This is a genomic window from Paenibacillus sp. LT-B23 (genome assembly GCF_059417685.1).
In genome coordinates this window covers 37,551-62,687 of sequence record NZ_JBSQBM010000014.1, presented here as the reverse complement: position 1 = coordinate 62,687, position 25,137 = coordinate 37,551, and the positions used below count along the sequence as shown (strand labels likewise).

Below are 25,137 nucleotides of genomic sequence, written 5' to 3'. Positions count from 1 at the left end.
TCCTGTTATTCCGTTTTAAATGCTCAATTATATTTAAATCACGCTATTTTTGGCAATGACATAGGGAACTCTGGCGTCTCCAATCAGGGTACGATCCGGTGAAAGCTGCACATCCTTATCCAAAATCACATTCTCCACCACTGCGTCTTTACGAATCACACATTTCTGCATAATGATCGAGTTGCTTACCCGTGCGCCCTCCTCCACCCGTACCCCGCGAAAAAGGATGCTGTTCTTCACCTTGCCCCCAATCGTGCAGCCGTTGGCGATAAGCGAATGATCCACCTCGGCAGTGTCCGTATAACGGGTTGGAGCTTCATATTTGATTTTCGTATGCACCGGCTGATTCTGGAACAGCGCTTGATATTGCTGCTGATCCAGCAGCTTCATGCTGTTTTTATAGTAACTCTCAATGGAATTAATCACGGCATGATAGCCTTCATAGGGATATGCATAAATGCGCAGACCACTAGGGTTTTTCTGAATGGCATCCCGGAAAAAATGGTTATCCTGATGAGCAATGCAATGCTTCACCTGATCAAGATACAGGCTTTTGTCCATGACGAAAATTTCCAGATAAATATTATGATGATCCTGCTCCTGATGAATGCCCGTCACCCGTCCGTCCTCATCAATCTCCAGTCGAACACAGGGAGCGTGCTCAGATTCGAGCTGATGTATTGCTTTGTACACAAGGGTGACGTCCGCGTTCTTCTCCCGATGGTAACGGTATACATCCTCAATATCAACCTTGTTGACATGCTGGGTTCCGGCGTGAACAATCGTCTGACCTGATGAGCGATGAAAAAAGTCCAGATTGTTGTGTACATGCTGCAAATCTCCAAGGGATGCATCCGTCGGATCATTCCAGTCCGGTGGCAAAATAAACAGTCCGCCCCGTCTGCGGTCCAAATCCCAAGGCCGACCTTCACCCAGATGATCCAGCAGCGATCGGTATTTGCGGCGGATGAACAGTGCAATATCATGCACCCCTGCATGCATCATATTAGATAAGGTAAAATCAATGAGCCGATATCGACTGGCAAAGGGTACTGCGGCCCCGCACCGGAAATAGGTCAATTCCTTCAACTGATCCAGTTCGTGATCCAGGTTGATGACTCCAATGAGTCGGCTCATAGCGGACACCGTCCTTATCCGGGTTATATTCGTGCATGAAGCTGGCTTTCCTGATCGAACAAAACAATTTCATCCGAACTGCCCTCAGATCCGATGACCGTGTTGTCTTCAATAATGATGTTTTCGCTCACGATGGCCCGGTGAATGCGAACATTGCGACCAATTTTGACGTTTGGCATAATGACAGAATCGGTAATAACACTCCCTTCTCCTACCTCAACTCCGTAAAAAAGCACAGAATGCCTGACCTCTCCGTCCACCACGCAGCCTTCATTCACAATGCTGTTTTTCAGAATCGCCCGTTGGGTTATATACTGGGCCGGTTGATTAGGACTACGGGTATAGATGCGCCAGAAAGAGTCATTCAGATCCAGCGGCGGGTCCTGAGCCAGCAGATCCATGTTGGACTCCCACAAGCTCTGAATGGTGCCTACATCCTTCCAGTACCCGGCAAACGGGTACGCATACAGCGACCGCCCATGCTGGAGCAACAATGGAATGATATCCTTGCCAAAATCATGCGAGGATTCAGCATCGCTCGCGCTCTCCAGCAGATATCGGCGCAACACCTCCCATTTGAACAAATAAATGCCCATGGAGGCCAGCGTGCTTTTCGGCTGCTCCGGCTTCTCCTCAAAGTCGTATATTTTCAAATCAACATCGGCGTTCAGAATCCCGAATCTTTTGGCTTCCTGAATCGTGACGTCGATGACGGAAATAGTGCAATCTGCTCCCTTTTCCTTGTGATAGTCGAGCATGCGACTGTAATCCATTTTATAAATGTGATCTCCTGACAAAATGAGTACATGCTCCGGGTCATACTGATCCAAAAAATGCAGATTCCGATAAATAGCATCCGCCGTACCTCGATACCAGTTGTTTCCATTCTCCTTCTCGTGGGGAGGCAAAACAAAAACTCCCCCATCCAGGCGATCCAAATCCCAGTCGCTGCCTACGCCGATATAGGAATGAAGTACCAGCGGTTCATATTGGGTCAGTACGCCTACGGTATCAATGCCGGAATGAGTGCAATTGCTGAGGGGAAAATCAATGATGCGGTAGGTTCCTCCAAAAAATACAGCCGGTTTGGCAAGTGTACGGGTCAGTCCTTTGAGTCTTTTGCCTTGTCCGCCAGCGAGCAGCATGGCAACTACTTCCTTCTTTCTCATAACAAAGACCTCCCTGTCATGTGCATCTGAAGCAATTGCGGCAGGATACTTGATAATATCCATTAAACGTGAATAGGCAGTCGTAATCGTTTCATAGCCGAAGGAACGGGTAAGATTTGATGGAAAGGGTAAAATCATAGTTATGCGGAACGGGCGCAATGAAGCACTAAATCGTGAAATCCCGTTCATCATTTCACATTTTGGATGATTTTAAATCGTTAGCGTATGACAACATGAGCATAAGGAGGCATGAATCATGAAGAATAAAAAATGGGTCATAGCGGCATTGGGAATGGGTGTTGCGTATCTGATGAAAAATAAAGGGGCGCGCAATAAGGTATTGAACAAGGCGCAGACCTTGATCAACCGCGCGAGAACATCTACAAAATCGTAAAACTTTAATCCAAGAAAAAGAAAGCCTCTCTGAATAGGCATTCAGGGAGGCTCTGCTCTGACTTCCTCTGCGTCCACGAACACAATGCCCGTTCGAAGCAGTATTTGAAGATGGTCAGGCATTCTCCTGATGTTCTTCTACTTCCATAATATGTTCGACGGTAAAGGTTCGATGCATCCATTCGGAGGATCGGTAGGCGTGTAAAAGACCTGCTATGCGAATTTGCTCTTTATCTACCTTTTTGAAGGTATGAGTTATTCCCACCTTTCCAGTAAAAGGGAAAAATGAAAGGCCCACAGCCTGATCCGACAGCCACTCGGCACGGACTCGCCCACATTCATGGCGAACCGCCGGAAAGCTCAATCCGTCAGCAAACCATTCATAATCTGCAGCAGGTGTACCCGGCTCACGGCTGCACAGAAACAGACTCAATTCGTCGCAGAACAACATTCTGCGTACATCCGTCCGCACCTGATGATCAAAGGTTACACCAAATGACATCTCCTGTTTGAGCCTGTGCCGACGCTGTTCCTCCGCCACCTGATAAGCACGCGTCACTTGCTTGTCCTGAGCATCCTTATGCTCGGTCCGTCCGACGAGCTCCTTGTACATCAGGCTGCACAGCAGTGCCGCATAGGAATTCACTTGCTCGACTTCATCAATTCCGAGACGATAGAACACAAAACGTGGATTGAGTGGAAAATCAATAAACGTATAGGGGGCAGACACCTGATCATTCCAGAAAGGAGCGGCGTCCAACTCAATCCACCCCCGGTCATGTTCCCGTGCTGCATACACAAAATCCTGCTTATGTCGTCTATTCTTAAAAGCACTTTCTTCCCACTGTGAAGCCAGCTCACCTGAAATATGGGCATGGTCATGTTGCGTCGTCATCATATAAGCTTGGTCCGTTTCATAAATAACCATATGCTCTCCCCTTCCGTCCGGCGATTCATCTGATTTGTGTATAAAATCTCTGATTGAAGGCCATGGTTATACTTATTTTCATTATATCAGGATAAGGGTAAAAAGGCAGTGAAGTTTTCCGCATACTTACTTCTAATTACCCGTAAGCTTCCTCACTCGAAACTGCTGCGGCGTCGTCCCTTCCAGCTCACGAAACACCTTGTTAAAATGCTTTGCATTGTCAAAGCCTACGGCAGCCGCAATTTCATAAATCTTGCCGCCTTGACACCCCAGCAGTTTTTTGGCCTCTGCAATGCGCAATTTTTTTACATATTGAACAAAGCTCATGCCTGTATAGGCTTTGAACGCCTGACTAAAATACGTGTAATTCAACGATACCGAATTGGATACTACCGCCATATTCAAATCCTCGCTGTAATGAGCATGGATGTATTGGATAGCTCGCGTCATACTACCGCTTCTATCGGCGGTGACACTAGCACCATCCATACTTCCGGCCCGTCTATCCTTCTCCACTCTGACAATATTATCGTTTATGATAGGGTTCCTCTGTTCCAGTCTGTCCTGACCTGCGTGCTGCTCCAATTCCTCGTTCAAGGTTGCCAGCGCACCGAACAGCTCCTCCCTGACAATCGGCTTGAGCAAATACTCCCGTGCTCCGCAGCGAATCGCTTCTCTTGCATACTGGAACTCGTCATATCCACTGAGAATGATCACCATAGGCCTGCGTCCCGGCTCCAGCTCGCGGATATGCTGCATCAGCATAATGCCATCCATGACAGGCATACGGATATCCGTAATGACCAGCTCAGGTGAATAGTGCTGTACATGCTGCCAAGCCTCTCTTCCGTCCTTGACTAGTGCACATTCATATAAGCCGGAAAATTCCCGTTCAATCATGGCCTGAAGGCCCATTCGAATGTTCTTTTCGTCATCCGCAATCAATAGTCTAGTCGCCATTGTCCACCCCTCTCATCATGTGACGTCTGGGCAAAATCAGGGTCACTGTCGTCGATTGTCCGAGGATACTGTCCAGTCGGATGCCGTACCCGACGCCATAATGCATACTCAGGCGACGATGCACATTGCGCAAACCGATCCCTCCATTCACTCCCGGCTCACGAGAATTCATATCTTTTTGTCCCAGACCTGACATAATGTCTTGTCTTCTCTCCTCGAGTATCCCTGCTCCATTATCCCGAATGCGCAGCTCAAATCGTTCCTGCATCATGCAGGCTTCTATGGTAATGCTGAATGTCCGTTCAGGCTGTTCCCATCCATCCATTTCATTGTGTAATGCACTCCAGCCGTGCTTGATGGCATTTTCCACCACAGGCTGTAGCGACATTTTCAGCACTTCCTGCTCCATATACGCTGGCGGCAGATGAACCTCCAGACCAATTTGGTTGTCATGGCGAATGTTCATAATAGCCACATAATGCTGAATATGGCGAATTTCGTCCCGCAGCGCAACATATGGCCCGGACCATTGGAGATTGTAACGCATCATCGAGCCAAGAGAAGTCAAGGCATCCGACAACGGATACTGACGCTCCAGCTCTGCCATCATTTTTAAATTTTCCAGCGTATTATAAAGAAAATGGGAATCAATTTGATGCTTGAGTGCTTGCAATTCAGCCTCCTGAGCAGCGGCCTGCTTGTGTACTGCCTCGGCAATAAGCCCGTTAATCTGACTCAGCAGACTGCGGAAATACAGGGCCAGCTCCGCCACCTCTCCACGTCCATACACGGGAATCCGAAGCTGAAAGTCTCCGTCCTGCTGTACCTTCTTCATGGATTCCCTCAGTGTATGAAGCTGTTTGAGGATAAAAGCGTGCAAGGTGTAGGAAATAAGTGACATCAACAAAATCAGTACACAAATAATAAGCAGCATAGCATTGCGCTTCTGACGGAGATCACCCAGCGAACCGTCCAGCGCTACCACGTTTAGCAGATAAGCGTCCAGCCCTTCTATAGAACGGTACAGACCGAGATAAGGCTTATTTTCATAAGTAAAATCAAAAGCACCACCCGGTCCCTGAACGCGGGACTGAAACAGATGGCGCAAATTGGACTCAGGTATGGGAAGCGCATCGGATAGAGGGGAGGCTGTTGCTATATCGTTAAAAGACATGGGCTTGCCGCTGTTCCATGGGCTGGAATCGCTGCCGTCCCATATGAGCATTTGTGACGATGCACGGTTATCTTGCGGAGTATCAAATACTCTGGGCGAAAATAACTCCAGCCTCATGTTCGTCTCCACCAAGCCCGCGTGTCTTTCTCCAGCACTTCCTACAGCCTGAATTTCACGCAGCAAAGCCATATACTGCACCGTTTCGCTTTCCTGTCGTGCTTGCCCTCGAAGCAAGCTTTTCGGTCCCTGATACATTTCCCACCAGATTTTTCCTTGCTGATGTTGAGCCGTTTTCAGCCAGGAAACCATAGGTAATCGTGACTCGTTGAAAATCATCGGCCATATTTCGCGTACGTGTGGATTGCTCGTATACAGCCGAATATTCGCCACATTGGGATTGCTGTACAGCAAATGCTGCAAATTCGGAAACACGTTCATGTTGAATTGCACCAGCTCATCACTGCTCATTTCACGTTCCTCAGTCAAATAACGGAGTACGTTGCGATCTGAAATCGCAAGCTGTGCGGTTCGCTCCATAATTTCCATATTGCTGTGAATATGGGCCAGCTCTGTATCCAGCACATACTGATTTTGGGCGGTAATCTCTTGCATGGTGTTCTCGTATAGCTGGTGAAAGGTATATAGCGAGAATAATACAACCGGGATTAAAATAACGGCGATATATGCGACAATGAGCTTGACTTGAAGAGAGCAGCCACCAAGCCGATCCGCCGTATCCGTCAGCCACCGCCATACTTCGCGGAGCAGCGATCTTTTTATTCGTGGACGTCTGCGGCTTGGCATGAAATCACATCCTTAGGTTCAATAAATCAGATCATTTGGTGAACTGCTCTATTTTCTTGAGGTTTTCTTCATAGGCCTTTTGCTGATAAGCCATGACCTTGTCATATCCGGCTTTTCTGCGATCTTCCAAAAAGCGGGCAAACAATTGGTCGAATTCTTCATCCGAGGAAGCCAGCAGCAGCTTTGGCAATGCCTTGCCCCAGATTTGGTCTATCCGTCCTGACGCAATGCCCTCTGCCGATGTTCCGGTCGGTTTGATGTTGTCGTATTGGGAGAAGCCTTTTGTCTTGCCCTTCGTCCAATCCTCCGGCTGCTTGTATGGCTCCACGCTGGGCGGCGCCCACTGCAAATTCATATTCGTGTCCATCAGCATCCAGAAGGTGAAGGCAGCACCATATTTTTTATCAAAAGCAGCGCGGTCCTTGTTCATCTGCTCCAGCACCTCCGGCTTGAAGGCTGGCTTACCGTTAACCGTCTCCCACAGCTTCCCCTGCTCCCCGAGGTACAGGTCACGGTTCCCTTCCTCGCTAATCAGATAGGTCAGGAATTCAATAGCCCGCTCCTTGTCTTTGACATCCTTGGAAATGAGCGTTACCGTCCAGCCAGAAATACCCGGTCCAGCCAGCGCAGGCGGATCCAGCTTGCTGTTCGAGGGCCCATCGACCGCGATATAGACGGAGTTCGGGTCCTTCGCATACAATGTAGCCTGTTGTCCAGCAAAGTCGGAGCGCTGATACAGCATGGCAAAATACCGGCCCTGTGCTACCTTTTCCTCCATTTGCGGACGCTTGTCGATAAATACATCCTTGGCGATCAGCCCCTGCTCATTCGCTTGACGGAAGGTTTTGAGCCACCGAATATATTCTTCGTCTGAACGACGGTCGTACAGCTTTCCGTCCTTTTCATGAGGAATGGCTAGAAAATTGAGTAAATAGTCTTCAAAAGAGTAATTCCCGTTGTCCGTAAATTCGTGAAACCCTATCGGGATCAGCGGCTGACCGTTCACATCAGGAAATTTCTCTTTCGCTTTTTGAAGCGCTTTCAAAAATCCTTCCGGTGTTCTCATATCCGGCTTACCAATCGCCTCATACATGTCCTTCCGCACCATAAACGTCTGGTTAGAAACAAAATTTTGCCCGTATTTTTGATAATCCTGCGGTGAAGAGGAAGCGTTGGGATAGCCGTATACATTTCCGTCCGGTTGTTGATACCAGGACATTTTTGCCGGGTCAGCCATTTTAATCAAATACGGATCGTATTTCTCAGCCAGCTTGTTGAGTGGAAGCACCATTTTGCCCTCGATCATTTTTTTGACTGCATCCTCTCCCCAACCGAGCGTCACAAAATCAGGCAGCTTGCCCGAGGCCAGCATGGTATTAAGCTTCTCATTTTCATTCCCTGCCGGTACGATAAAATTGACGCTGACCCCGGTTTTCTGCGTAACATACTTCGAGGTCTCATCCGAGCCCCACTTGTTCGGGAACCAGGAAAAGTTCAAATACCAGTCAAACGTAATCGGCTCGGTATCCGCCTTCCATCCCGGCGCATCTGCCGTAGCCTTTGTCTTCTCGTCCTTCAATTCCGTGACAGCTCCGCCTCCCCCGGACGTACATGCCGCGAGCGAACCCGCCAGCAGAACGGCAGCCAGCAGCCCCTTCTGCCATTTGCGAATGTTCATCATAAATTTCCCCCTTGGATGATGTGCTATCCTTTGATCGAGCCGATCATCAGACCCTTGACGAAATATTTTTGCAGAAAAGGATATACCAGTACAATCGGTAGTGTCGTCACGACCATCGTCGCCAGCTTGATCGACTGCGAAGTGACGGACTGGGCAACAATCCCCGGTGCAGCAGACATCATCTGATTAGAGCTGGATTGGGCAACAACCCGGTACAAATACGTCTGAATCGGCTGAAGGTCCGTATTATTGATATAGATCATTCCGGTAAAATAATCGTTCCACTGGTACACCCCATGAAAAAGCGCAATCGTTGCTACCACCGGCATGGATACGGGAAGTACAATCCGGCAAAAGATACTGAAATCGTTCGCCCCGTCTATTTTCGCCGCTTCCTCCAATGCATCCGGCAGCTCCCGGAAAAAAGCCATAAAAATTATAAGATCAAAAAAGCTGAACATCGCCGGAATAATATACACCCAAAAGCTGTCCAACAGTCCGAGATCACGTATCAGCAAATACGTCGGAATCAGTCCCCCGCCGAAAAACAGGGTTATCGTACCGATCAGCATATACAACTTGCGCCCAATCAGCTCCCTACGGGAATATGCATATGCAATCATGGCGGTAAAAAACACATGTACAATTGTGCCGATTACCGTCTTGGTAATGGTCACCCCCATCGCGGTCATAATACCGTTGTTCGCAAACACGGCCTGATAGCTGCCCAGACTAAATACTCTCGGCCACCAGTAAATACCACCCCGCATGGCGTCTGCTCCTTCATTAAAGGAGTTCACCAGCACGTACCACACCGGATACAACGTTACAAAACATATGATCAGCATGAAGACGCTGTTCACGACATCAAATATCGCTTCGCCTGTCGTTTTGCGTTGCAATAGCTGCATGCAGCCGTCCTCCTTCAGAATAGGGATGTATTATTAATCCGCTTGGTGACCGAATTGGCGATCACCAGCAAAATAAGAGCAAGAACCGATTTCAGCAACCCCACTGCGGTCGAATATGAGAAGCGCCCCTGCTGTATGCCCACCTGATATACATAAATATCCACAACATTACTTGCGCTTTCATTCAGTGAGTTACGTAATACGAGAATCTGGTCAAAGTTAGAGTTCAAAATCCCGCTGACCGCCAAAATAAACAAAATGGATATCGTGCCCTTGATCGCAGGAAGCGTGACGTACCACATTTTCTGAAACCGTCCAGCTCCGTCAATGGTCGCCGCTTCATACATATCCGTCGATACACCCGCCATGGCTGCCAAATAAATAATGGCTGACCATCCAAGCTCCTTCCAGATATCCGAGCTGACGACAATGGCCCAAAAGTAGCTCGGCTCCGCCAAATAACTGATCGGCTGTTCGATCCAGCCCCAAGCCAGCAACAGATGATTGATCATCCCGGTATCTGCCAGCCACGTCGTTAAGATCCCGCCAAGAATAACCCATGATAAAAAATGAGGAAGATACGAAATTGTCTGAATGGACTTTTTAAACCGCGTAGATCGGATTTCATTCAGGAACAAAGCAAATAAAATGGGCAACGGGAACCCGATTGCCAGCTTGAGCAGACTGATGCCCAGCGTATTTTTGACAACATACCAAAAGTTATCATCCTCCAGAAAGGCCCGAAAATGCTCCAATCCCGCCCAAGGTGCGCTTGATATGGTGCCAATGATGTCAAAATGCTTGAAGGCAATCAGAATGCCGTACATCGGAATGTAGTGAAAAATAATCATCCATACCACACCTAACAGCGCCATGGTCTGCAAATGTCTTTGTTGCACCCATTTACGAGCCAGTGCTCTCCCTTTTCCGAGTTTGCTCGGCGGCTGTTGTCGCGGCCTCCATTCAGTACTCATACGACAGACCTCCCTTCTCTATAATGTAAGCACTTACATTTCTTATTTTAGAGGCTTCTGCTGTTCATGAGTAGTACCGATTTTTTTGATTTTGGTGTCTAAAGTTCAGGTAGCAGCATTCCAAGTCGCAGAATATTTTTGGCCTGTTGCGAATTTTTTACAATCTATTGATTTACGAAGAAGACTATCCAATGGTACGATAAGCCTATATATTATTCCAATCATTACCTATACATCTAGATCAGGAGGATTAAAAAGAATGGAAGAATTGGTTCGTTCGATTCAAAAACAGATACGGATTAAAAAGGTAGCCTGCTGGACGGGAATCATATTGTTTGGCCTGTGTACTTTAGTCGGCGTTGCGGCTCAAGAATGGCTTTTGACGATTCTTTCCCTGGGGATAACGGTTTTATCCGCCTATGCTTTAAGGCTGTTGCGCGGTATGACCCGGTTTACTTCGGAATATCAGCCAGGAAAGGGCCACTGGTACTATCGCCTTACGGTTCAACAAAAGCTGCGTTATCTCACCTGGGCACAATGGGTAGTAGGCATCTCTATCGCCCTGATGTTCTTCGTGTTTCATGCCCGACTGACTTCTTTTGTCATAACTATTTTGTGTATCCTCACTATTCAATTTAGTATAAAGAAACGGATTAAAAATCATCAGGAGCCTGATGCTGCCGAGTTAGTAGAGTTTGTGCGTTTGGGGATCATCTCTCCCGATGAGCAGGCAATTGGAGTGTATAAAGATTTTGTGCATCTTACTCATACGTTTCGGGGGAACCAAATTATTATCGTGACGGATAAACGCCTGATTTCCGTGTTTATAGAGGAACAGGGTCGTGCGTTGAAAACGGAAATGCTGCTTTCGGGCATAAACAAGGTACGAGCGATCGGCACTGGTTTTCAGGGTCGTGGATTGCTTTTGTCAGTGAGCAACCGTGACCATAACGAGCTTCACGTTCATATGGTCGGACAAAGTATTTTCTTTTCTCCAGAGCAATTCGTGAGCTCCTTGCTACAAGCATTGGATAGGGCCTTAAAGAGCAGTCCATACCAAATGAAAGAAACATTCCCGACCTACCAGCAGTTGAAAATTTCATTGCATCCATCAGATCAGGGTGTTCTGCATAAGCCTACTACGGCTTAGTATTCATGAAACACCAAATAGCAAGCAAGCCCGGTTCCTAATGAGCTTGCTTGCTATTTGGCATACTTATACATCATTTATCTAGTTGTCGGAGAGCTTCTTTTCTACTTACTTCTGTCCAATTAATGATTTGCTCCATGATAAAACACGGAAATGAGGTCATGACTTGTAACAAACACCAGCAAGCTAAACAGACTGAGCGACAGAGGCTGTGAAATCAATTTTTTCATCCTTTAACACTCCTTTTAAAATAGTTATATATTGGTCTTGCTGTGTTGCCGTAGCTTGGGATCTGAAAATCTCAAATATCGCGGTACACTTCCTGAACTCATGCTCATGTTCCATACCCAGGGTATCTGACAGCATGAGAGATTGCAGAATATAGTTCAGCGCAACCGTAAACCGCTGCTGCTTGATGTAGTAGAGAGATAATTGATAGCAAAAGCGAAAATAATAAGACACATTCACAGGCTCTTCGAGATATTTGAAATCGTCAATTTGTTCAGCAAAGGGTTCAAGCACAGCCTCTAAAGGATAGTCGTGCCTGGACGCTCCCTCCACGATGGAAAGAAGCCCCGGTAATAGTTCTTCCGGATTGTCCTGAAGAAATTGAACGTATTCCTGCAACACTTCAAAACGACCTGACAAAATATCAAGGGCATACAGATTGGCTTTGGCGGCATGGCGATAATACTCGACTTCCGCTTCCCCGTGAGGATCAAGACCATTAAACCAGCCCAATTCCGCATACTTTTCGATGCAATCTCGGGCTTCATCATATTCCCCCTGTTTCTGGAAGGCCATTCCTTTCATCAGATGACTGTATCCATAGTAATATACTAGTGGACGTTTGGTATGTATGGGGTGTACAGATTTCTTGTGCGCTTTGTAGAACTGTAACTCCTGATACTTCTGGCTGGCACGGTCGTACAGATGATCACATAAAGCAATCATATTGGCTCCGTCGTTAAACGAAAATGACAGCTTAATCATGTTAACAAGTGTGTCTAAATCTGTGATGTTGGAGTGAACAAGATCATCCACCCTCCCCACCTCCTTGTCCGACTTTTCATATTCACCAAATAGAAGTTCGCCAAACAAAAGAATGAACTGAATACCGTTCATGATATGATTTAATGATAAAATAACTTAATTACGTAATTATTACTTAATTAAGTTATATCATAAAATCAACTATGTCGCAAGCTTTTTATGAGAAAAAATCCCATTTACGCAGAGGTAAATGGGATTTACGGATTTGGTGAACTTCAATCGTTCATTTGTTTTTCTCCAAATGAAGTAAAGGGAATGCTCGCCCTGATCCGTCCAGTGCGGATCGCCCTGTTTGTACAAAGCCATAATGTTTGTAGAAAGCGTGTGCATGTTCGTTTTGCTCATTAACGTCCACTTTGAGGCGTTTGCCTTTTATTTTTTCAGCATGCTGGATTAATCGGCTGCCTGTGCCCTGTCCGTGCCGCTTAGGGTCAACGAATAACATCTCTATTTTAATCCCGTCCAGTCCGATAAACCCTATTGGATCTTGGGCTTCGTTCCACTCCATCCAAATCTCAACTTCTCTTAGTGCACCATTTCGCACGATATGATGGTAAAATTGAATGTCTTCTTCCGTCAAAAATGTGTGAGTCTGACGTACAGCCCGATGCCAAATATCTACGAGTTGATCATGATTTTCTTCCCGATAAGCAACAATTTCATTCTGCACTGCATATCCCCCTTACTCGTAAAATTTCATTAAGTTAACTTTTCCAGTAAGTCTAGCATACTTATTAAGAGAGACACAAACACAAAAAAGGAAGCGGACTCCTTCCGCCTCCCCCTACGTTACACCCCTTTTACAACGTAACACCGTTTTTAAAAATAGCCAGCTCTCTGAAATTGTTCTTCTCGTTGTTCACCCAGGTTCCACTGGCTACATCGACAATGTAATCTACAAAGCTGCGGAGCGCATCCTCCATACTAACATCCTCCACCAGTGAACCGGCGTTATAGTCGATCCAATGTGGTTTGGCCTTATAAAGCGGCGAGTTGGTCGAAACCTTCATCGTCGGAACGAAGGAACCAAAAGGCGTGCCGCGTCCAGTTGTGAAAATAACGAGCTGGCAGCCCGCTGCCGCAAGCGCCGAAGAAGCAACCAGATCATTCCCCGGTGCGCTGAGCAGGTTGAGTCCCTTGGTTTTGAGACGCTCCCCGTACTGAATAACATCGGTGACCGTGGAAGAGCCGGATTTTTGCGTACAGCCCAGCGATTTATCCTCCAGTGTCGTGATGCCCCCTGCTTTGTTACCTGGTGACGGATTTTCGTATACCGGCTGCTTGTAATCCAGAAAATATTGCTTGAAATCGTTAATCAGATGCACGATTTTGCCGAATACTTCCTCGTCTGCCGCACGTTCCATAAGAATCGTCTCCGCGCCGAACATTTCCGGTACCTCGGTCAGTACCGTCGTTCCGCCCTGCGCGGCCATATAATCCGACAGCCGACCGAGCAGCGGGTTGGCGGTAATACCGGATAGGCCGTCAGAGCCGCCGCATTTCAAGCCGATATTCAGCTCAGATAAAGGTACAGGCTCTCGCCGATCTTCCTGTACTGCTGCATAAATTTCATGAAGCAGTCGTACCCCTTCCTCCACTTCATCCGATACTTCCTGGGAAAGTAAAAACTTCACCCGTTCCGGGTCATATTCCCCGATGGCTTCCTTAAACTCCTTCATTTCATTGTTCTCGCAACCTAAGCCAAGAACCAGCACGCCACCCGCATTGGAATGCTGGACCGCATCAATCAAAATCGTGCGGGTATGTGCATGATCGTCTCCCAACTGGGAACAGCCGTAGTTATGCTTGAGCACAAGTGCATTTTCAAAAGGCGAAATATCGCCCGCTTCCTGCTTGAAGCGATTTAAAATAAGTTCGGCAATCCCGTTCACACAACCGACCGTTGGCACAATCCACAACTCATTGCGAATCCCCACGCGACCGTCCTTTCGTCGATAACCCTGAAACGTACGACTCTCCTGTTCATATAAATGAGGCGCTGGCTTAGGCTTGTAAGTGTACTCCTCCACGCCCGTCAGATTCGTCTTCGTATTATGCGTATGCACATGCTGCCCTGCCTGAATGGGCTGAATGGCATGACCGATCGGATATCCGTATTTCAGCACATTTCCACCTTCAGGAATGTCCTGCAATGCAATTTTATGCCCACGTGCCACATCCTCAGCCAGCACTACGCGCTGTTCTCCATGTGCTCCCCACGCCAACGTCTCACCCTGCTTGTAATCACGCAAAGCGACAGCCACGTTATCTTGATCATGAATTTGAATGAATTCCAGCATTCCAGTCTCCTCCTTGCTTATGCTCTGGGCACGCTGTTCCCGGTTAGAGAATCCAGCGTCTCCTTCATTCCCCTGCTTGTAATCTCATACACATGCTGTGCCGTCTGTTCAGCCAATCCTGCAATCTGGTTCAGGTCTTGCCCCCACCAGGTCTGCTTGCCCAGTATCTGTGCCGTTAATTGCTTCGCTCCGGCAAGTGTTCCGTCATACCCGCTCCACAGCTCGCCAAACGCGGTCAACACTTCCGCTTCGTCTGCCAAAGCAATCGGTTCGCCGTCTCTCTTTCCCCGGTAAAATACGAATAAAGACGCCAGCGAAAATACCGTTTTGACAGGTAATGCCTTATGCTGCTCCACATATTGAAGCAGGGAAGGCAAATTACGTGTCTTAAACTTGGATATCGAATTCAGTGCAATGCTCATGACATAATGACTCACATACGGATTATGAAACCGTTCAATGACATCATCGGCGTATACATTCAATTCCGCTGCTGGCGAATCCAGCGTTGGAATCACTTCTTCTCGAATGAGTGACTGGATAAAAGCACCCACGACATCATGCTCGACCGCCTGCCCTACCGTATTCAAGCCATATAAATAAGCGACAGGCGTAAGCGCCGTATGTGCCCCGTTCAAAATACGCACCTTGCGTGTACGGTATGGCGCCATATCGTCGACGATCAGTACGTTCAGCCCAGCCAGATGAGCAGGTAATTCTTCCTTGAGCCATTGTGGTCCTTCGATGACCCACAGGTGATACTGTTCACCGACAACGACCAGGCTGTCCTTGTAACCCAGCTCTGCTTGAATCTCTGTGATCCGGTCCTTGGGATAACCCGGCACAATCCGATCCACGAGGCTGTTGCAGAACGTATTCGCTTCCTCCAGCCAGGATGTAAACTCAGCCCCTAGCTTCCACTGATCTGCATATTTCAACACAATTTCCTTGAGCGCATCTCCATTGCGGTCGATCAGCTCGCATGGGATGATAACCAGGCCCTTGCCTGGATCTCCATCGAAAGATTGAAAGCGCTTATACAGCAAAGCAGCCAGCTTACCTGGAAAGCTATTTTGCGGGCGATCTTCCAGCCGATCCTCCGGTCCGTAAGCGATTCCTGCCTCCGTCGTGTTCGATACGACAAAGCGCAGCTCCGGTTTTTGGGACAACGCCTCATATTCTGACCAATCTGAACCGTACGGGTTAAGCCCGCGGGTGACGGATTCCACAACGGTGTGCTCCTTCACGGCCTGCCCATCTTTCATCCCTTCGAGAATAACCGTGTACAGGCCATCCTGCTCATTAAGCTTCTCTACGAGACCTCCTGCCTGCGGCTGTACAATGACAACACCCGTATTCCAATCGGCCAGCTTATTCATTTTGTCAAATTGCCAATCTACAAAAGCACGCAGGAAATTCCCTTCCCCGAATTGCAGCACTCTTTCAGGATACGGTTCTGTCACGATAAAGCTTTTTCTGTTTAATTGGTCCAATTCATCTACTTGTTTCATCCGGAGTAACCTCCCATTATTACCTTAATGATTTCAACAACATTTTATCACAATGCACACGTTAACAAAATAGTTTTTTCAACATTTTTGGTTTTATAAATTATTAATGACAATAATATGAACACGTTAACATATGAATTATGCAACCTTTCGCGGATCTATGATTATCTTCTCGCTGTTTCGCACCTGAACCAAGACGGTTAAGGCTAATTAGAATAGATGCAAGATAGCACGGGCAGGATAACGTTACTTACTAGGCAGGAGGAACATCTATGAAGACAATCGCAGATACTATTGTAGAAGTTTTAGTCAATGCAGGGGTCAAGCGAATTTATGGTATCGTTGGAGATTCTTTAAATAATATGGTCGATTCCATTCGAAGCAACGGTCAAATTGAATGGATTCATGTGCGGCACGAAGAAGTGGCTGCCTTTGCAGCCGGGGTAGATGCTGATCTTACTGGCAGCATTGCAGTGTGCGCTGGCAGCAGTGGTCCCGGAAATCTACATCTTATTAACGGATTATATGATTGTCATCGCAATCGGGTACCAGTACTCGCTATTGCGGCCCATATTCCAAGCGACGAAATTGGAAGCGAATATTTCCAGGCTACGCATCCCGAGCATCTTTTCGGGGAATGCAGCCACTTCTGTGAAGTCATTACGACTCCACGACAAATTCCAAGAACCGTTACGATGGCTATACAACAGGCCGTTTCACGTTCAGGTGTCTCCGTCATTGTTCTTCCCGGGGATGTGGCAGCTTTAGCAGCGGAAAAGGCGCCTATTCCCGAACATGTCTACCATCCCACTGCACCCGTGGTGCATCCGTCAGCTTCGGAAATTTCCCGGCTGGCCCAGTACCTGAATGAAGGTAAACGAATCACTTTGTTGTGCGGCTCCGGCTGTGCTAAATCCCATGAGTTGCTCATGCAATTGTGCGACAAGCTGAAATCCCCTATGGTCGCTGCCCTTCGAGGCAAGGAATACCTGGAGTATAACAATCCTTATTATGCAGGCTTGACAGGGCTGATCGGGTATTCTTCCGGATACCATGCGATGATGGATTGTGACGTCCTGCTTATGCTCGGAACAGACTTTCCTTACAGACAGTTTTATCCCGAAAATGCAGTTGTGCTGCAAGTGGATATAGAGCCTGCCCACCTCGGCAGACGCACTCCTTTAACGTATGGGCTGTGCGGGGATGTAAAAGTAACACTCGAAATGCTGCTTCCTCTTTTAACGACAAAACATGATACCAAGCATTTGGAAAAAACCGTCTCCCACTATACCAAGGTGCGTCAGGAACTGGATGAACTGGCGGTTGGTAAACCCGGTCATACACCGATCCATCCGCAATATCTCACCAAGGTAGTCAGTGATGCCGCACATGAAAATGCCATTTTCACCTGTGATGTGGGTACGCCTACCGTGTGGGCAGCACGTTATTTACAAATGAACGGCCAACGCCGACTGATCGGCTCCTTCAATCACGGAACGATGGCAAGTGCATTACCGCAAGCGATTGGGGCACAAGCCACTGAGCCTGACCGACAGGTGATTGCTCTCTCTGGCGATGGCGGATTGACGATGCTGATGGGCGATCTCCTCACCCTGAAACAGCATCAGTTACCTGTAAAAGTCATTGTTTTCAATAACGGCGCCCTCGGTTTTGTTGAGCTGGAAATGAAAGCAGCCGGTTTTCTGGAAAACGGCACCGCGCTGGTGAATCCTGATTTTGGCGCAGTGGCGGAAGCTATGGGTCTCAAGGGAATTCGAGTCGAAGATCCGGCAATGCTGGAGGACGCGATTCAACAAGCATTGGCTCACGATGGTCCTGTGGTGGTGGATGTGATGGTAAACCGTCAGGAGCTATCCATGCCACCCAAGATTAATCTCAAACAGGCTGAAGGTTTTACACTGTGGATGATGAAAGCTGTGCTGAACGGGCGCGGTGACGAAATTATTGAACTGGCGAAAACCAATCTTTTAAGATAGAAAGCCGCCGCACTCGCACAGATTTGAATACCAAAAGGGCAAGAACAGCGCGTCATGCACTGAACCTGCCCTTTTTGGCCTGCCTTTTTCCAATAAAATCAAGCTTAACGCTACCTGTTTGCCGTTGATTTCCGCTTCATGAGCGCGGTTTCCATAAATATAAGCTCCCCCTCGTTCGACGGTGACTGGATCCGTTCCAAAATACATGCGGCTCCACGCGCGCTAATCTGCTCAATCGGTCTTTTGACCGTCGTTAACGGCGGGGTCGTATACATCGAAAAGCCGATATCGTCAAAGCCAATGACAGAGATATCGTCCGGTACTTTTAAGCCGTGCTCGAATACCGCGTTCATCGCCCCGATAGCCATGTCATCGTTAGAACAAAACACCGCCGTCGGCGGTTCCTCCAAGAAAAGCAACTGCTTCATCGCCTGACTTCCGCTTTCGGTGTCATAATGACCATGCATGATGTATTCGTGCCGAATCGGCTTGCCGCTGTCAATCAGCGCATTCATAAAACCTTCGCGCCGTTGCTGGGTGGACTTAAAGCCTTCTACCCCTTCAATGATCGCGATGCGTTCATGACCGCTTTCAATGAGAAAAGAAACTGCCGCATAGGACCCTTCCTTATCGTTCGAAATGACATTCACAATACCTGCCCCGGGCACCTGCCGATTCAGCACGACGAGCGGAATGCCCTGACCGAGCACATGATAAATAAACGGGTTGTCCGCCTCGCTCTGACTCATCAGGATGATGCCATCAAAACGTTTGCGGTGAATGGCCGAAAAATCGGCGTAATCGTCAATCCCTCCCACAAACAGATTGTAATCCACCCCGATGACATGATTAACTCCGCGGATGGTATCCGCAAAAAAGCTGGAGCTAGTGCCTTCCGAAATACTGGTGAAAAACAGGCCAATTGTATGCGAGCGCTGGAGAACAAGGCTTTTGGCGTTAAAATTCGGAATGTAATTGAGTTGCTCCGCCAGCTCCATAATTTTGCGTTTAGTATCTTCTTTGATCAGCGGGCTGTTGTTGAGCGCCCGGGAGACGGTCGTATGGGAAACATTCGCCAATTTGGCAATGTCTTTAATGGTAGCTGCCATATACGTATCCTTTCTTTACTGAGGCTCTAAAAAATTATATACCCACCATACCACAAGAGCCGCCCGGAAAAGAAGACTTTCACAAATTATACGCGGTTATCAGCATGCCGACGCTGTAGCTCTTGAACCATTTCTGCATGTCTGCTGTCTGTCAACTTGTACATTTTACCGATTACCAGCATGGCAATGAGCAGGGCAACAGCCGGATAGAGACACAGCAGCGCCTTGATTCCGAGCAGCGTTCCAGAGGTTTGAACTACATTCGGGACATATCCGATAAACGCCAGCCCGATACCGGACAGAAAGCCGGACAAGGATTGAGCCAATTTGCGTGAAAAGTTAAACAGCGAGTAGGTAATCCCTTCCTTCCGCTCCCCGGATGACCATTCGCCATAGTCAATGATATCGGAGACAAAGGCCCAGGTAACCCCGTTAGGAATACTAATACCAATGAACGAAATACTAGCCAGAATGGTGAAAATATATACATTTGAAGGCATAAAGAAGTTCATGGAGTCAGCAATGACACTGACCAGCATCCCAAGCATGGCTGTTTTTCGTTTACCGAAGCGCCGTACCAGCTTGGGCAGGAACAATACACCCAGCAACGATGAACCGATTATAATAAAATTCATATAAGCCATTAATTCTACATGTCCCAAATTATATTCGGCAAAATAGATCAGTAACGCGGACTTGATATTGTACGCGGATATGGTGAAAATCGTCATCAACACGAGTACCAGCAGAGGCTTATTGGTCGTAAAGGTATGCACGATCACGCCAAAAGAAAGTTTTTCCTTCGGTCCCGACTGACTGACAATACGCTCCTTCGTTCCCCGATAGCATATCATGAAAGCGACCACACCAATGAGTGACATGATTCCCATCACTACAGGATATCCCACATGATGGTTGGGAAACAGCAAAATAAGCGGCATAACGATGACACTGGTTACGAATAATGCGCCCAGTGAGCCTGCCTGACGGAAGGATGATAGTGATGCCCGTTGAATAGTATCCTGTGTAATAGCCGCCCCCAGTGAGCCATATGGAATATTCACTATGGAGTAACCGACCCCCCAGATCATATAGGACGCATAGGCATAAATGAGCTTGCCTGTTGGTGAAATGTTCGGTGAAATAAAGGTAAGAACCGTAAGAATAGCAAGGATAACGCTTCCAACAATGAGAAAGGGTCTGAATTTCCCACGCGGACCGATATGTTTGCGATAATCCACAAAGGACCCGACAATAGGATCACAAATGGCGGCAAACAGCTTGCTGACCAGAAAAATGCCTGCGGCTGCTCCCGCTGAAACGCCTGCTACATCCGTAAAGAATTTCAACAGGTACAACTGCCCCAAATCAAACATAAAGCCGTTTCCAAAGTCACCCATACCGTAAGAAATCTTTTCTTTCAGGCTGATATGCTCACCTGTCTTGTTGTCAGTTTGGATGCTCTCCTGAACTATAGGCACTCCCATAGCCTGCTCACTCCTCTATCTTTGTAATTATTTTCACATTCTTGTTTGATACGTATTCTCTTTTCAATCTCCCTTACCCGGAGCTTGAAAAGCCTCCCGGCAAGGGCATCTATTGAAATGTGAATTTACAAGTTCATCCTGTACATCATCACTTGCTGTGAACAACCGTCGGGAAATTAAAATATTGCTTGGCATTATTGTAGCTAATGTTTTGTACCATTTCTCCGAGCAGCTCCAGATCCTCAGGTGCCTTGCCCTCCTGTACCCACGTTCCGATCAGATCACAAAGTATCCGCCGGAAATATTCGTGCCGTGTGTAGGACAGGAAGCTGCGGGAATCCGTTAGCATACCAATGAAGCGAGACAGCACACCGTAGTTTGCGAGCAGCTTCAATTGCTCCAGCATGCCTTCGATATGGTCGTTATACCACCAAGCGGTACCAAACTGGATTTTGCCTGGTGTTCCGCCGGACTGGAAGCTACCTGCAAGACTTGCCAGCACCGGATAATCAACTGAGTTGAGCGAATACAAAATTGTTCGCGGCAGACCTCCTGCCAGCTCCTGTGCGTCCAGCAATGCCGCCAGCGGACGAGCGATGGAGCCGTCATTCACTGCATCATAACCTGTATCCGGTCCCAAGCTGCGGAACATGGCTGTGTTATTGTTACGCAGTGCGTGAATATGGTACTGCATTGCCCAGCCATGCTCTGCATACTGTTTCCCAAGGAATACCAGGACGTACGATTTGTATTTCGCCTCTTCTAATGGAGTCACATGGCCTTCCCCCAGCGCCTTGTTGTATATCGCTGCCGCTTCCTCACGTGTTGTTTCTTCATAAACGACCGTATCCAGTGCATGATCGGACACCCGCCCTCCAGCAGCATGGAAGTGACGGACCCGGCTCGCCAACGCGTTCAAAAATCCTTCCAGACCGGAAACATCCAGTCCGCTCACTTCACCCAATCGAGCCACCCAAGGCTGGAATGTTTCACGGTTAATTTCCAGTGCTTTGTCCGGGCGGAAGCTTGGTAGTACAGCCACTGGAAAATCCGTCAGCTTGCTAATTTGCTTATGATATTCGAGATGGTCCGTCGGATCATCAGTAGTGCACACAACGGTTACCTTTGAATTCACAATCAGATCACGTGCCCCAAAACCCTTTCCTTGCAGCTTTTGGTTCACCTTTTCCCAAATTACAGGCGCATTCTGTTCGTTCAGCAGCTCATGGACACCGAAAAAGCGCTGAAGCTCCAAATGCGTCCAATGATACAGCGGGTTGCCGATCAGTGTAGGTACGGTTTTGGCCCAAGCCAAAAATTTGTCATAGTCTTCCGCATCTCCGGTAATCAGGCGTTCCTCAACTCCATTGGCCCGCATGAGTCTCCACTTGTAATGATCTCCGTACAGCCAAGCTTCCGTAATGTTTTTGAACGTTTTATTTTCGTAAATTTCCTGTGGACTTAAATGACAATGATAGTCGATAATCGGTAGATTCTTGGCATACTGATGATACAAAATTTCAGCGGTTGGATTGCTCAACAAAAAATTGTCGTCTAAAAATGCTTTGGTCATGGCTCATTCGTCCCTTCTATAATCATATTCCTGAATAATTGTTAACGTGAACAAAAAATAATTCGATCTTGCTGCTATTCAGTAATAGCATTCTATAACGCATAGCAGGTTACCTGCTTATATTAAATGATACCGCTATAATACGATACCTGCATGTCGAATCACCCTTGATTACTTCTCCTTAAATTTAATGTTTACGTTAACAACAATTACATTGTAACCGCTATCCTTTGCAGAGGAAAGTGATTTTTATCATGTGGAGGAACAAAAAAACAGACTGCCACAACCTCTGCAGATCTGTTTTCTTCGTCCAGCTTTATTTCAGACTATAGCCCGGCTTGCACAGGCTCGGTTCGCACCACTTGCTTGGTCTCTCTGACATACATCGTATAAAACAAAAGCGTGAGCACCGCAATCCCCACATAAGTCCACTGGACAGATTCCAGTGACAACATATCCAGCATCCAGCCTGCGCTGACTGAAAACATACCTCCGCCCAGCGCACAGCCAGCCATCAGCAGGCACGTATTTCGAACGAGCTGATCCGGCACAAGCTGCTTTGGCGTATACGAGAAACACCGCAAACAGCACCTGTAGCGTCAGGCCGAGCAGTACAATGAGCACATAGGCGATAACAGGCTGGCGGTTCAGCGCAAACAGCACCAGCAGAACGCCCATCCCGATCCAATGCGTCAACAGATAGGTTCGATAGCACACTTGCCAAAATCAACCCACCGATGACCGCGTCACAAGCAGCCGGGCTATATCAAACGTTTCAACTTACACTCCCTCTTCCCCCTCATCTTGTCATTTTCATTAAAATGACCCTCACTTATTTTTGGGCATGGAGCGTTGTTTGAAAATTCTTTATTCCCAAATCTCCGCACTTTTATTTTCCCTCTTAAACCGCGCTTTGAAAACGTTTTTATATATTTTCGCTCTTTTTCAGAAAATATTACTCTTGAAAGTACCAGTTATTGTATTATAATTGTCATATACAACCAATGTTTTACATTGAAAGTATTTCATAACCATATCCAAAGAAGAGGTGATTGCGTTGAGCACAAAAGTGCAAACTATCCATGCTAAAACCGGTACGAAAGGAGCTGACCTCGTTGTTGATTGCTTGATTAAACAAGGTGTAACGCATATTTTTGGTATTCCAGGTGCCAAGATTGACTCGGTTTTCGATGTCCTTCAAGAGCGCGGCCCGGAACTGATCCTATGCCGTCACGAGCAAAATGCCGCCTTTATGGCAGCCGCCGTCGGTCGCCTAACTGGTAAACCGGGCGTATGTCTCGTCACCTCCGGTCCCGGTGCGTCGAATTTGGCTACAGGACTTGTCACCGCTAATGCGGAAAGTGATCCTGTCGTTGCTCTCGCTGGCGCAGTTCCAAGATCCGAGCGTTTGAAACGCACTCACCAATCGATGGATAACGCCGGGTTATTCGAGCCTATCACCAAATACAGTGTGGAAGTAGAGCATCCCGATAGTATACCAGAAGCCATTACCAACGCATTTCGGATTGCGACCTCAGCACAGCCGGGAGCAACCTTCGTCAGTCTACCTCAGGACGTGCTGACTTCGTCATCCGAAGTGACCGCCATTGAGAAGCTGTCCCTTCCACAGCTTGGAACTGCACCAGCCGGACTTATCAAACAAGTAGCAGACCAACTCAGCCAAGCCAAGCTGCCTGTTCTTTTGCTTGGTATGAAAGCGAGCACTCCCGAAGCTACAGCATCTATTCGCGCACTCATTCAGAACACGGATTTGCCTGTCGTCGAAACTTTCCAGGCTGCCGGAGCCATTTCCCGCGAATTGGAGGATCATTATTTTGGCCGAGTCGGTCTGTTCCACAATCAGCCGGGTGACATGCTCCTTGGAGCCGCAGATCTGGTGCTGACTATTGGCTATGACCCCATTGAATACGATCCAAAAAACTGGAACATTCCTGCAAACCGGACCCTCATTCATCTCGATGATCATCAGGCGGATATCGACCATGATTATCAACCGGATTACGAACTGATCGGCAATATAGCCCTGATCGTGCGCAGTCTCGCAGAAGAATTGCCAGCATTAAAGCTGTCTGAAGCCTCATGCGCCCAACTGAATCGTCTTCGTCACGAGCTGAACGAGCAAGCCGCCGTTCCTGTTCGCAAGCACAACTATCTGATTCATCCATTACAATTCATTCGTACGCTGCGCAGCCTGATTGATGATAACGTCACAGTCACCTGCGATGTGGGTTCACACTACATTTGGATGGCCCGGTATTTCCGCTCCTATGAGCCGCGTCGCCTTCTGTTCAGTAACGGAATGCAGACGCTCGGTGTAGCTCTTCCCTGGGGCATTGCTGCCACATTAGTCAATCCCGGTCAAAAAGTCGTTTCCATTTCTGGCGACGGAGGATTTCTTTTCTCATCCATGGAGCTTGAAACTGCCGTACGTCTCAACTCCCCACTTGTGCATATTGTATGGAGAGACGGTACCTACGACATGGTCGCTTTTCAACAACAGATTAAATACGGCAGAACGTCCGGCGTAGAATTCGGAGATGTGGATGTCGTGAAATATGCCGAAAGCTTCGGGGCAACCGGATTGCGCGTGTATTCCCCTGAAGAACTGGAAAGCGTATTGCAACAGGCACTACATACCGATGGCCCCGTGGTCGTCGATATTCCGATTGATTATCAGGATAATATCCAGTTGGGACGTAAATTGCTGCCCAATCAGTTAAACTGACTTCACAGTTGCCCAATCGTGACGGCTTCGTGACAATGAATGGAGTTTAACGTTTTTTTTATGAGTTTTTTGGGTTATCC

General features: G+C 47.6%; 20 protein-coding genes. 4 read left to right on the top strand and 16 right to left on the bottom strand.

Translation table 11 applies throughout. The annotated features are described in order from the left end of the window. Positions 1-33: 33 nt before the first annotated feature. Both glgD and ACWXW9_RS18080 read right to left on the bottom strand, forming a co-directional pair. Positions 34-1,137: a glucose-1-phosphate adenylyltransferase subunit GlgD gene (gene glgD / locus ACWXW9_RS18085; RefSeq protein ID WP_494930521.1), complete on the bottom strand. Its 1,104-nt coding sequence runs from the start codon at positions 1,135-1,137 to the stop codon at positions 34-36. Between the two features lie 23 nt (positions 1,138-1,160). Further along, the gene (locus ACWXW9_RS18080; protein WP_494930520.1) at positions 1,161-2,306 is read right to left on the bottom strand and encodes a glucose-1-phosphate adenylyltransferase; all 1,146 of its coding nucleotides are present in this window, start codon (positions 2,304-2,306) and stop codon (positions 1,161-1,163) included. A gap of 256 nt (positions 2,307-2,562) precedes the next feature. Here ACWXW9_RS18080 and ACWXW9_RS18075 point away from each other — a divergent pair, with 256 nt between their 5' ends. Continuing rightward, a complete protein-coding gene (locus tag ACWXW9_RS18075; protein ID WP_200893397.1) occupies positions 2,563-2,700 on the top strand; it encodes a hypothetical protein in 138 nt (45 codons plus the stop codon). Between the two features lie 114 nt (positions 2,701-2,814). Here ACWXW9_RS18075 and ACWXW9_RS18070 read toward each other — a convergent pair whose 3' ends face one another. From ACWXW9_RS18070 to ACWXW9_RS18045, 6 genes are all read right to left on the bottom strand, one after another. Continuing rightward, entirely contained in the window at positions 2,815-3,627 is an 813-nt protein-coding gene (locus tag ACWXW9_RS18070) for a DUF3891 family protein (protein WP_494930519.1), read from the bottom strand. A 132-nt stretch (positions 3,628-3,759) separates the two neighbouring features. After that, positions 3,760-4,587 carry a response regulator transcription factor gene (locus ACWXW9_RS18065; protein ID WP_494930518.1) on the bottom strand — a complete coding sequence of 276 codons (828 nt, stop codon included), beginning with the start codon at positions 4,585-4,587 and terminating at the stop codon, positions 3,760-3,762. Then, positions 4,577-6,565, bottom strand: a complete 1,989-nt coding sequence (locus ACWXW9_RS18060; RefSeq protein ID WP_494930517.1) for a sensor histidine kinase — start codon at positions 6,563-6,565, stop codon at positions 4,577-4,579. Before ACWXW9_RS18060 ends, ACWXW9_RS18065 begins: the two co-directional genes overlap by 11 nt. Before the next feature lie 31 nt (positions 6,566-6,596). Then, the gene (locus ACWXW9_RS18055) at positions 6,597-8,243 is read right to left on the bottom strand and encodes a type 2 periplasmic-binding domain-containing protein (RefSeq protein WP_494930609.1); all 1,647 of its coding nucleotides are present in this window, start codon (positions 8,241-8,243) and stop codon (positions 6,597-6,599) included. Between the two features lie 26 nt (positions 8,244-8,269). Then, the gene (locus ACWXW9_RS18050) at positions 8,270-9,157 is read right to left on the bottom strand and encodes a carbohydrate ABC transporter permease (protein ID WP_137062881.1); all 888 of its coding nucleotides are present in this window, start codon (positions 9,155-9,157) and stop codon (positions 8,270-8,272) included. 14 nt (positions 9,158-9,171) lie between these two features. Continuing rightward, positions 9,172-10,131 carry an ABC transporter permease gene (locus tag ACWXW9_RS18045; protein ID WP_494930516.1) on the bottom strand — a complete coding sequence of 320 codons (960 nt, stop codon included), beginning with the start codon at positions 10,129-10,131 and terminating at the stop codon, positions 9,172-9,174. Between the two features lie 259 nt (positions 10,132-10,390). Between ACWXW9_RS18045 and ACWXW9_RS18040 the strand changes: the two genes are divergently transcribed. Beyond that, the gene (locus ACWXW9_RS18040) at positions 10,391-11,281 is read left to right on the top strand and encodes a hypothetical protein (protein WP_494930515.1); all 891 of its coding nucleotides are present in this window, start codon (positions 10,391-10,393) and stop codon (positions 11,279-11,281) included. A 186-nt stretch (positions 11,282-11,467) separates the two neighbouring features. Here the strand turns inward: ACWXW9_RS18040 and ACWXW9_RS18035 are convergent, their stop codons facing one another. The 4 genes from ACWXW9_RS18035 to ACWXW9_RS18020 form a co-directional block, all read right to left on the bottom strand. After that, a complete protein-coding gene (locus ACWXW9_RS18035; RefSeq protein WP_494930514.1) occupies positions 11,468-12,325 on the bottom strand; it encodes a DNA-binding protein in 858 nt (285 codons plus the stop codon). 232 nt (positions 12,326-12,557) lie between these two features. Further along, positions 12,558-13,004, bottom strand: coding sequence for an acetyltransferase (locus ACWXW9_RS18030; protein WP_354450982.1), 447 nt, complete (start codon positions 13,002-13,004; stop codon positions 12,558-12,560). A gap of 130 nt (positions 13,005-13,134) precedes the next feature. Beyond that, on the bottom strand, positions 13,135-14,634 hold the full coding sequence (locus ACWXW9_RS18025; RefSeq protein WP_494930513.1) for a UxaA family hydrolase: 1,500 nt from the start codon (positions 14,632-14,634) through the stop codon (positions 13,135-13,137). Positions 14,635-14,651: 17 nt separating this feature from the next. After that, on the bottom strand, positions 14,652-16,145 hold the full coding sequence (locus ACWXW9_RS18020; protein WP_494930512.1) for a tagaturonate reductase: 1,494 nt from the start codon (positions 16,143-16,145) through the stop codon (positions 14,652-14,654). 272 nt (positions 16,146-16,417) lie between these two features. Here ACWXW9_RS18020 and poxB point away from each other — a divergent pair, with 272 nt between their 5' ends. Next, the gene (gene poxB / locus ACWXW9_RS18015; protein ID WP_494930510.1) at positions 16,418-18,142 is read left to right on the top strand and encodes a ubiquinone-dependent pyruvate dehydrogenase; all 1,725 of its coding nucleotides are present in this window, start codon (positions 16,418-16,420) and stop codon (positions 18,140-18,142) included. Positions 18,143-18,252: 110 nt separating this feature from the next. Here the strand turns inward: poxB and ACWXW9_RS18010 are convergent, their stop codons facing one another. The 4 genes from ACWXW9_RS18010 to ACWXW9_RS17995 form a co-directional block, all read right to left on the bottom strand. Next, the gene (locus ACWXW9_RS18010) at positions 18,253-19,251 is read right to left on the bottom strand and encodes a LacI family DNA-binding transcriptional regulator (protein WP_494930509.1); all 999 of its coding nucleotides are present in this window, start codon (positions 19,249-19,251) and stop codon (positions 18,253-18,255) included. An 86-nt stretch (positions 19,252-19,337) separates the two neighbouring features. Then, the gene (locus ACWXW9_RS18005) at positions 19,338-20,738 is read right to left on the bottom strand and encodes an MFS transporter (RefSeq protein ID WP_494930508.1); all 1,401 of its coding nucleotides are present in this window, start codon (positions 20,736-20,738) and stop codon (positions 19,338-19,340) included. A 148-nt stretch (positions 20,739-20,886) separates the two neighbouring features. After that, positions 20,887-22,311 (bottom strand): glucuronate isomerase, encoded by a 1,425-nt coding sequence (uxaC, locus tag ACWXW9_RS18000; RefSeq protein ID WP_494930507.1) that lies wholly within the window; start codon positions 22,309-22,311, stop codon positions 20,887-20,889. Between the two features lie 321 nt (positions 22,312-22,632). Then, complete coding sequence (locus tag ACWXW9_RS17995) at positions 22,633-23,028, bottom strand: hypothetical protein (protein WP_494930506.1); 396 nt, start codon at positions 23,026-23,028, stop codon at positions 22,633-22,635. Between the two features lie 331 nt (positions 23,029-23,359). On the opposite strand from ACWXW9_RS17995, the gene alsS reads away from it, so the two are divergent. Continuing rightward, positions 23,360-25,057, top strand: a complete 1,698-nt coding sequence (alsS, locus tag ACWXW9_RS17990; RefSeq protein WP_494930505.1) for an acetolactate synthase AlsS — start codon at positions 23,360-23,362, stop codon at positions 25,055-25,057. Positions 25,058-25,137: the final 80 nt, after the last annotated feature.

Excerpts from the sequence above, each read along its gene's own strand:
- glgD (WP_494930521.1), bottom strand. The coding sequence starts at position 1,137 with ATGAGCCGACTCATTGGAGTCATCAACCTGGATCACGAACTGGATCAG.
- ACWXW9_RS18080 (WP_494930520.1), bottom strand. The coding sequence starts at position 2,306 with ATGAGAAAGAAGGAAGTAGTTGCCATGCTGCTCGCTGGCGGACAAGGC.
- ACWXW9_RS18075 (WP_200893397.1), top strand. The coding sequence starts at position 2,563 with ATGAAGAATAAAAAATGGGTCATAGCGGCATTGGGAATGGGTGTTGCG.
- ACWXW9_RS18070 (WP_494930519.1), bottom strand. The coding sequence starts at position 3,627 with ATGGTTATTTATGAAACGGACCAAGCTTATATGATGACGACGCAACAT.
- ACWXW9_RS18065 (WP_494930518.1), bottom strand. The coding sequence starts at position 4,587 with ATGGCGACTAGACTATTGATTGCGGATGACGAAAAGAACATTCGAATG.
- ACWXW9_RS18060 (WP_494930517.1), bottom strand. The coding sequence starts at position 6,565 with ATGCCAAGCCGCAGACGTCCACGAATAAAAAGATCGCTGCTCCGCGAA.
- ACWXW9_RS18055 (WP_494930609.1), bottom strand. The coding sequence starts at position 8,243 with ATGAACATTCGCAAATGGCAGAAGGGGCTGCTGGCTGCCGTTCTGCTG.
- ACWXW9_RS18050 (WP_137062881.1), bottom strand. The coding sequence starts at position 9,157 with ATGCAGCTATTGCAACGCAAAACGACAGGCGAAGCGATATTTGATGTC.
- ACWXW9_RS18045 (WP_494930516.1), bottom strand. The coding sequence starts at position 10,131 with ATGAGTACTGAATGGAGGCCGCGACAACAGCCGCCGAGCAAACTCGGA.
- ACWXW9_RS18040 (WP_494930515.1), top strand. The coding sequence starts at position 10,391 with ATGGAAGAATTGGTTCGTTCGATTCAAAAACAGATACGGATTAAAAAG.
- ACWXW9_RS18025 (WP_494930513.1), bottom strand. The coding sequence starts at position 14,634 with ATGCTGGAATTCATTCAAATTCATGATCAAGATAACGTGGCTGTCGCT.
- ACWXW9_RS18020 (WP_494930512.1), bottom strand. The coding sequence starts at position 16,145 with ATGAAACAAGTAGATGAATTGGACCAATTAAACAGAAAAAGCTTTATC.
- poxB (WP_494930510.1), top strand. The coding sequence starts at position 16,418 with ATGAAGACAATCGCAGATACTATTGTAGAAGTTTTAGTCAATGCAGGG.
- ACWXW9_RS18010 (WP_494930509.1), bottom strand. The coding sequence starts at position 19,251 with ATGGCAGCTACCATTAAAGACATTGCCAAATTGGCGAATGTTTCCCAT.
- ACWXW9_RS18005 (WP_494930508.1), bottom strand. The coding sequence starts at position 20,738 with ATGGGAGTGCCTATAGTTCAGGAGAGCATCCAAACTGACAACAAGACA.
- uxaC (WP_494930507.1), bottom strand. The coding sequence starts at position 22,311 with ATGACCAAAGCATTTTTAGACGACAATTTTTTGTTGAGCAATCCAACC.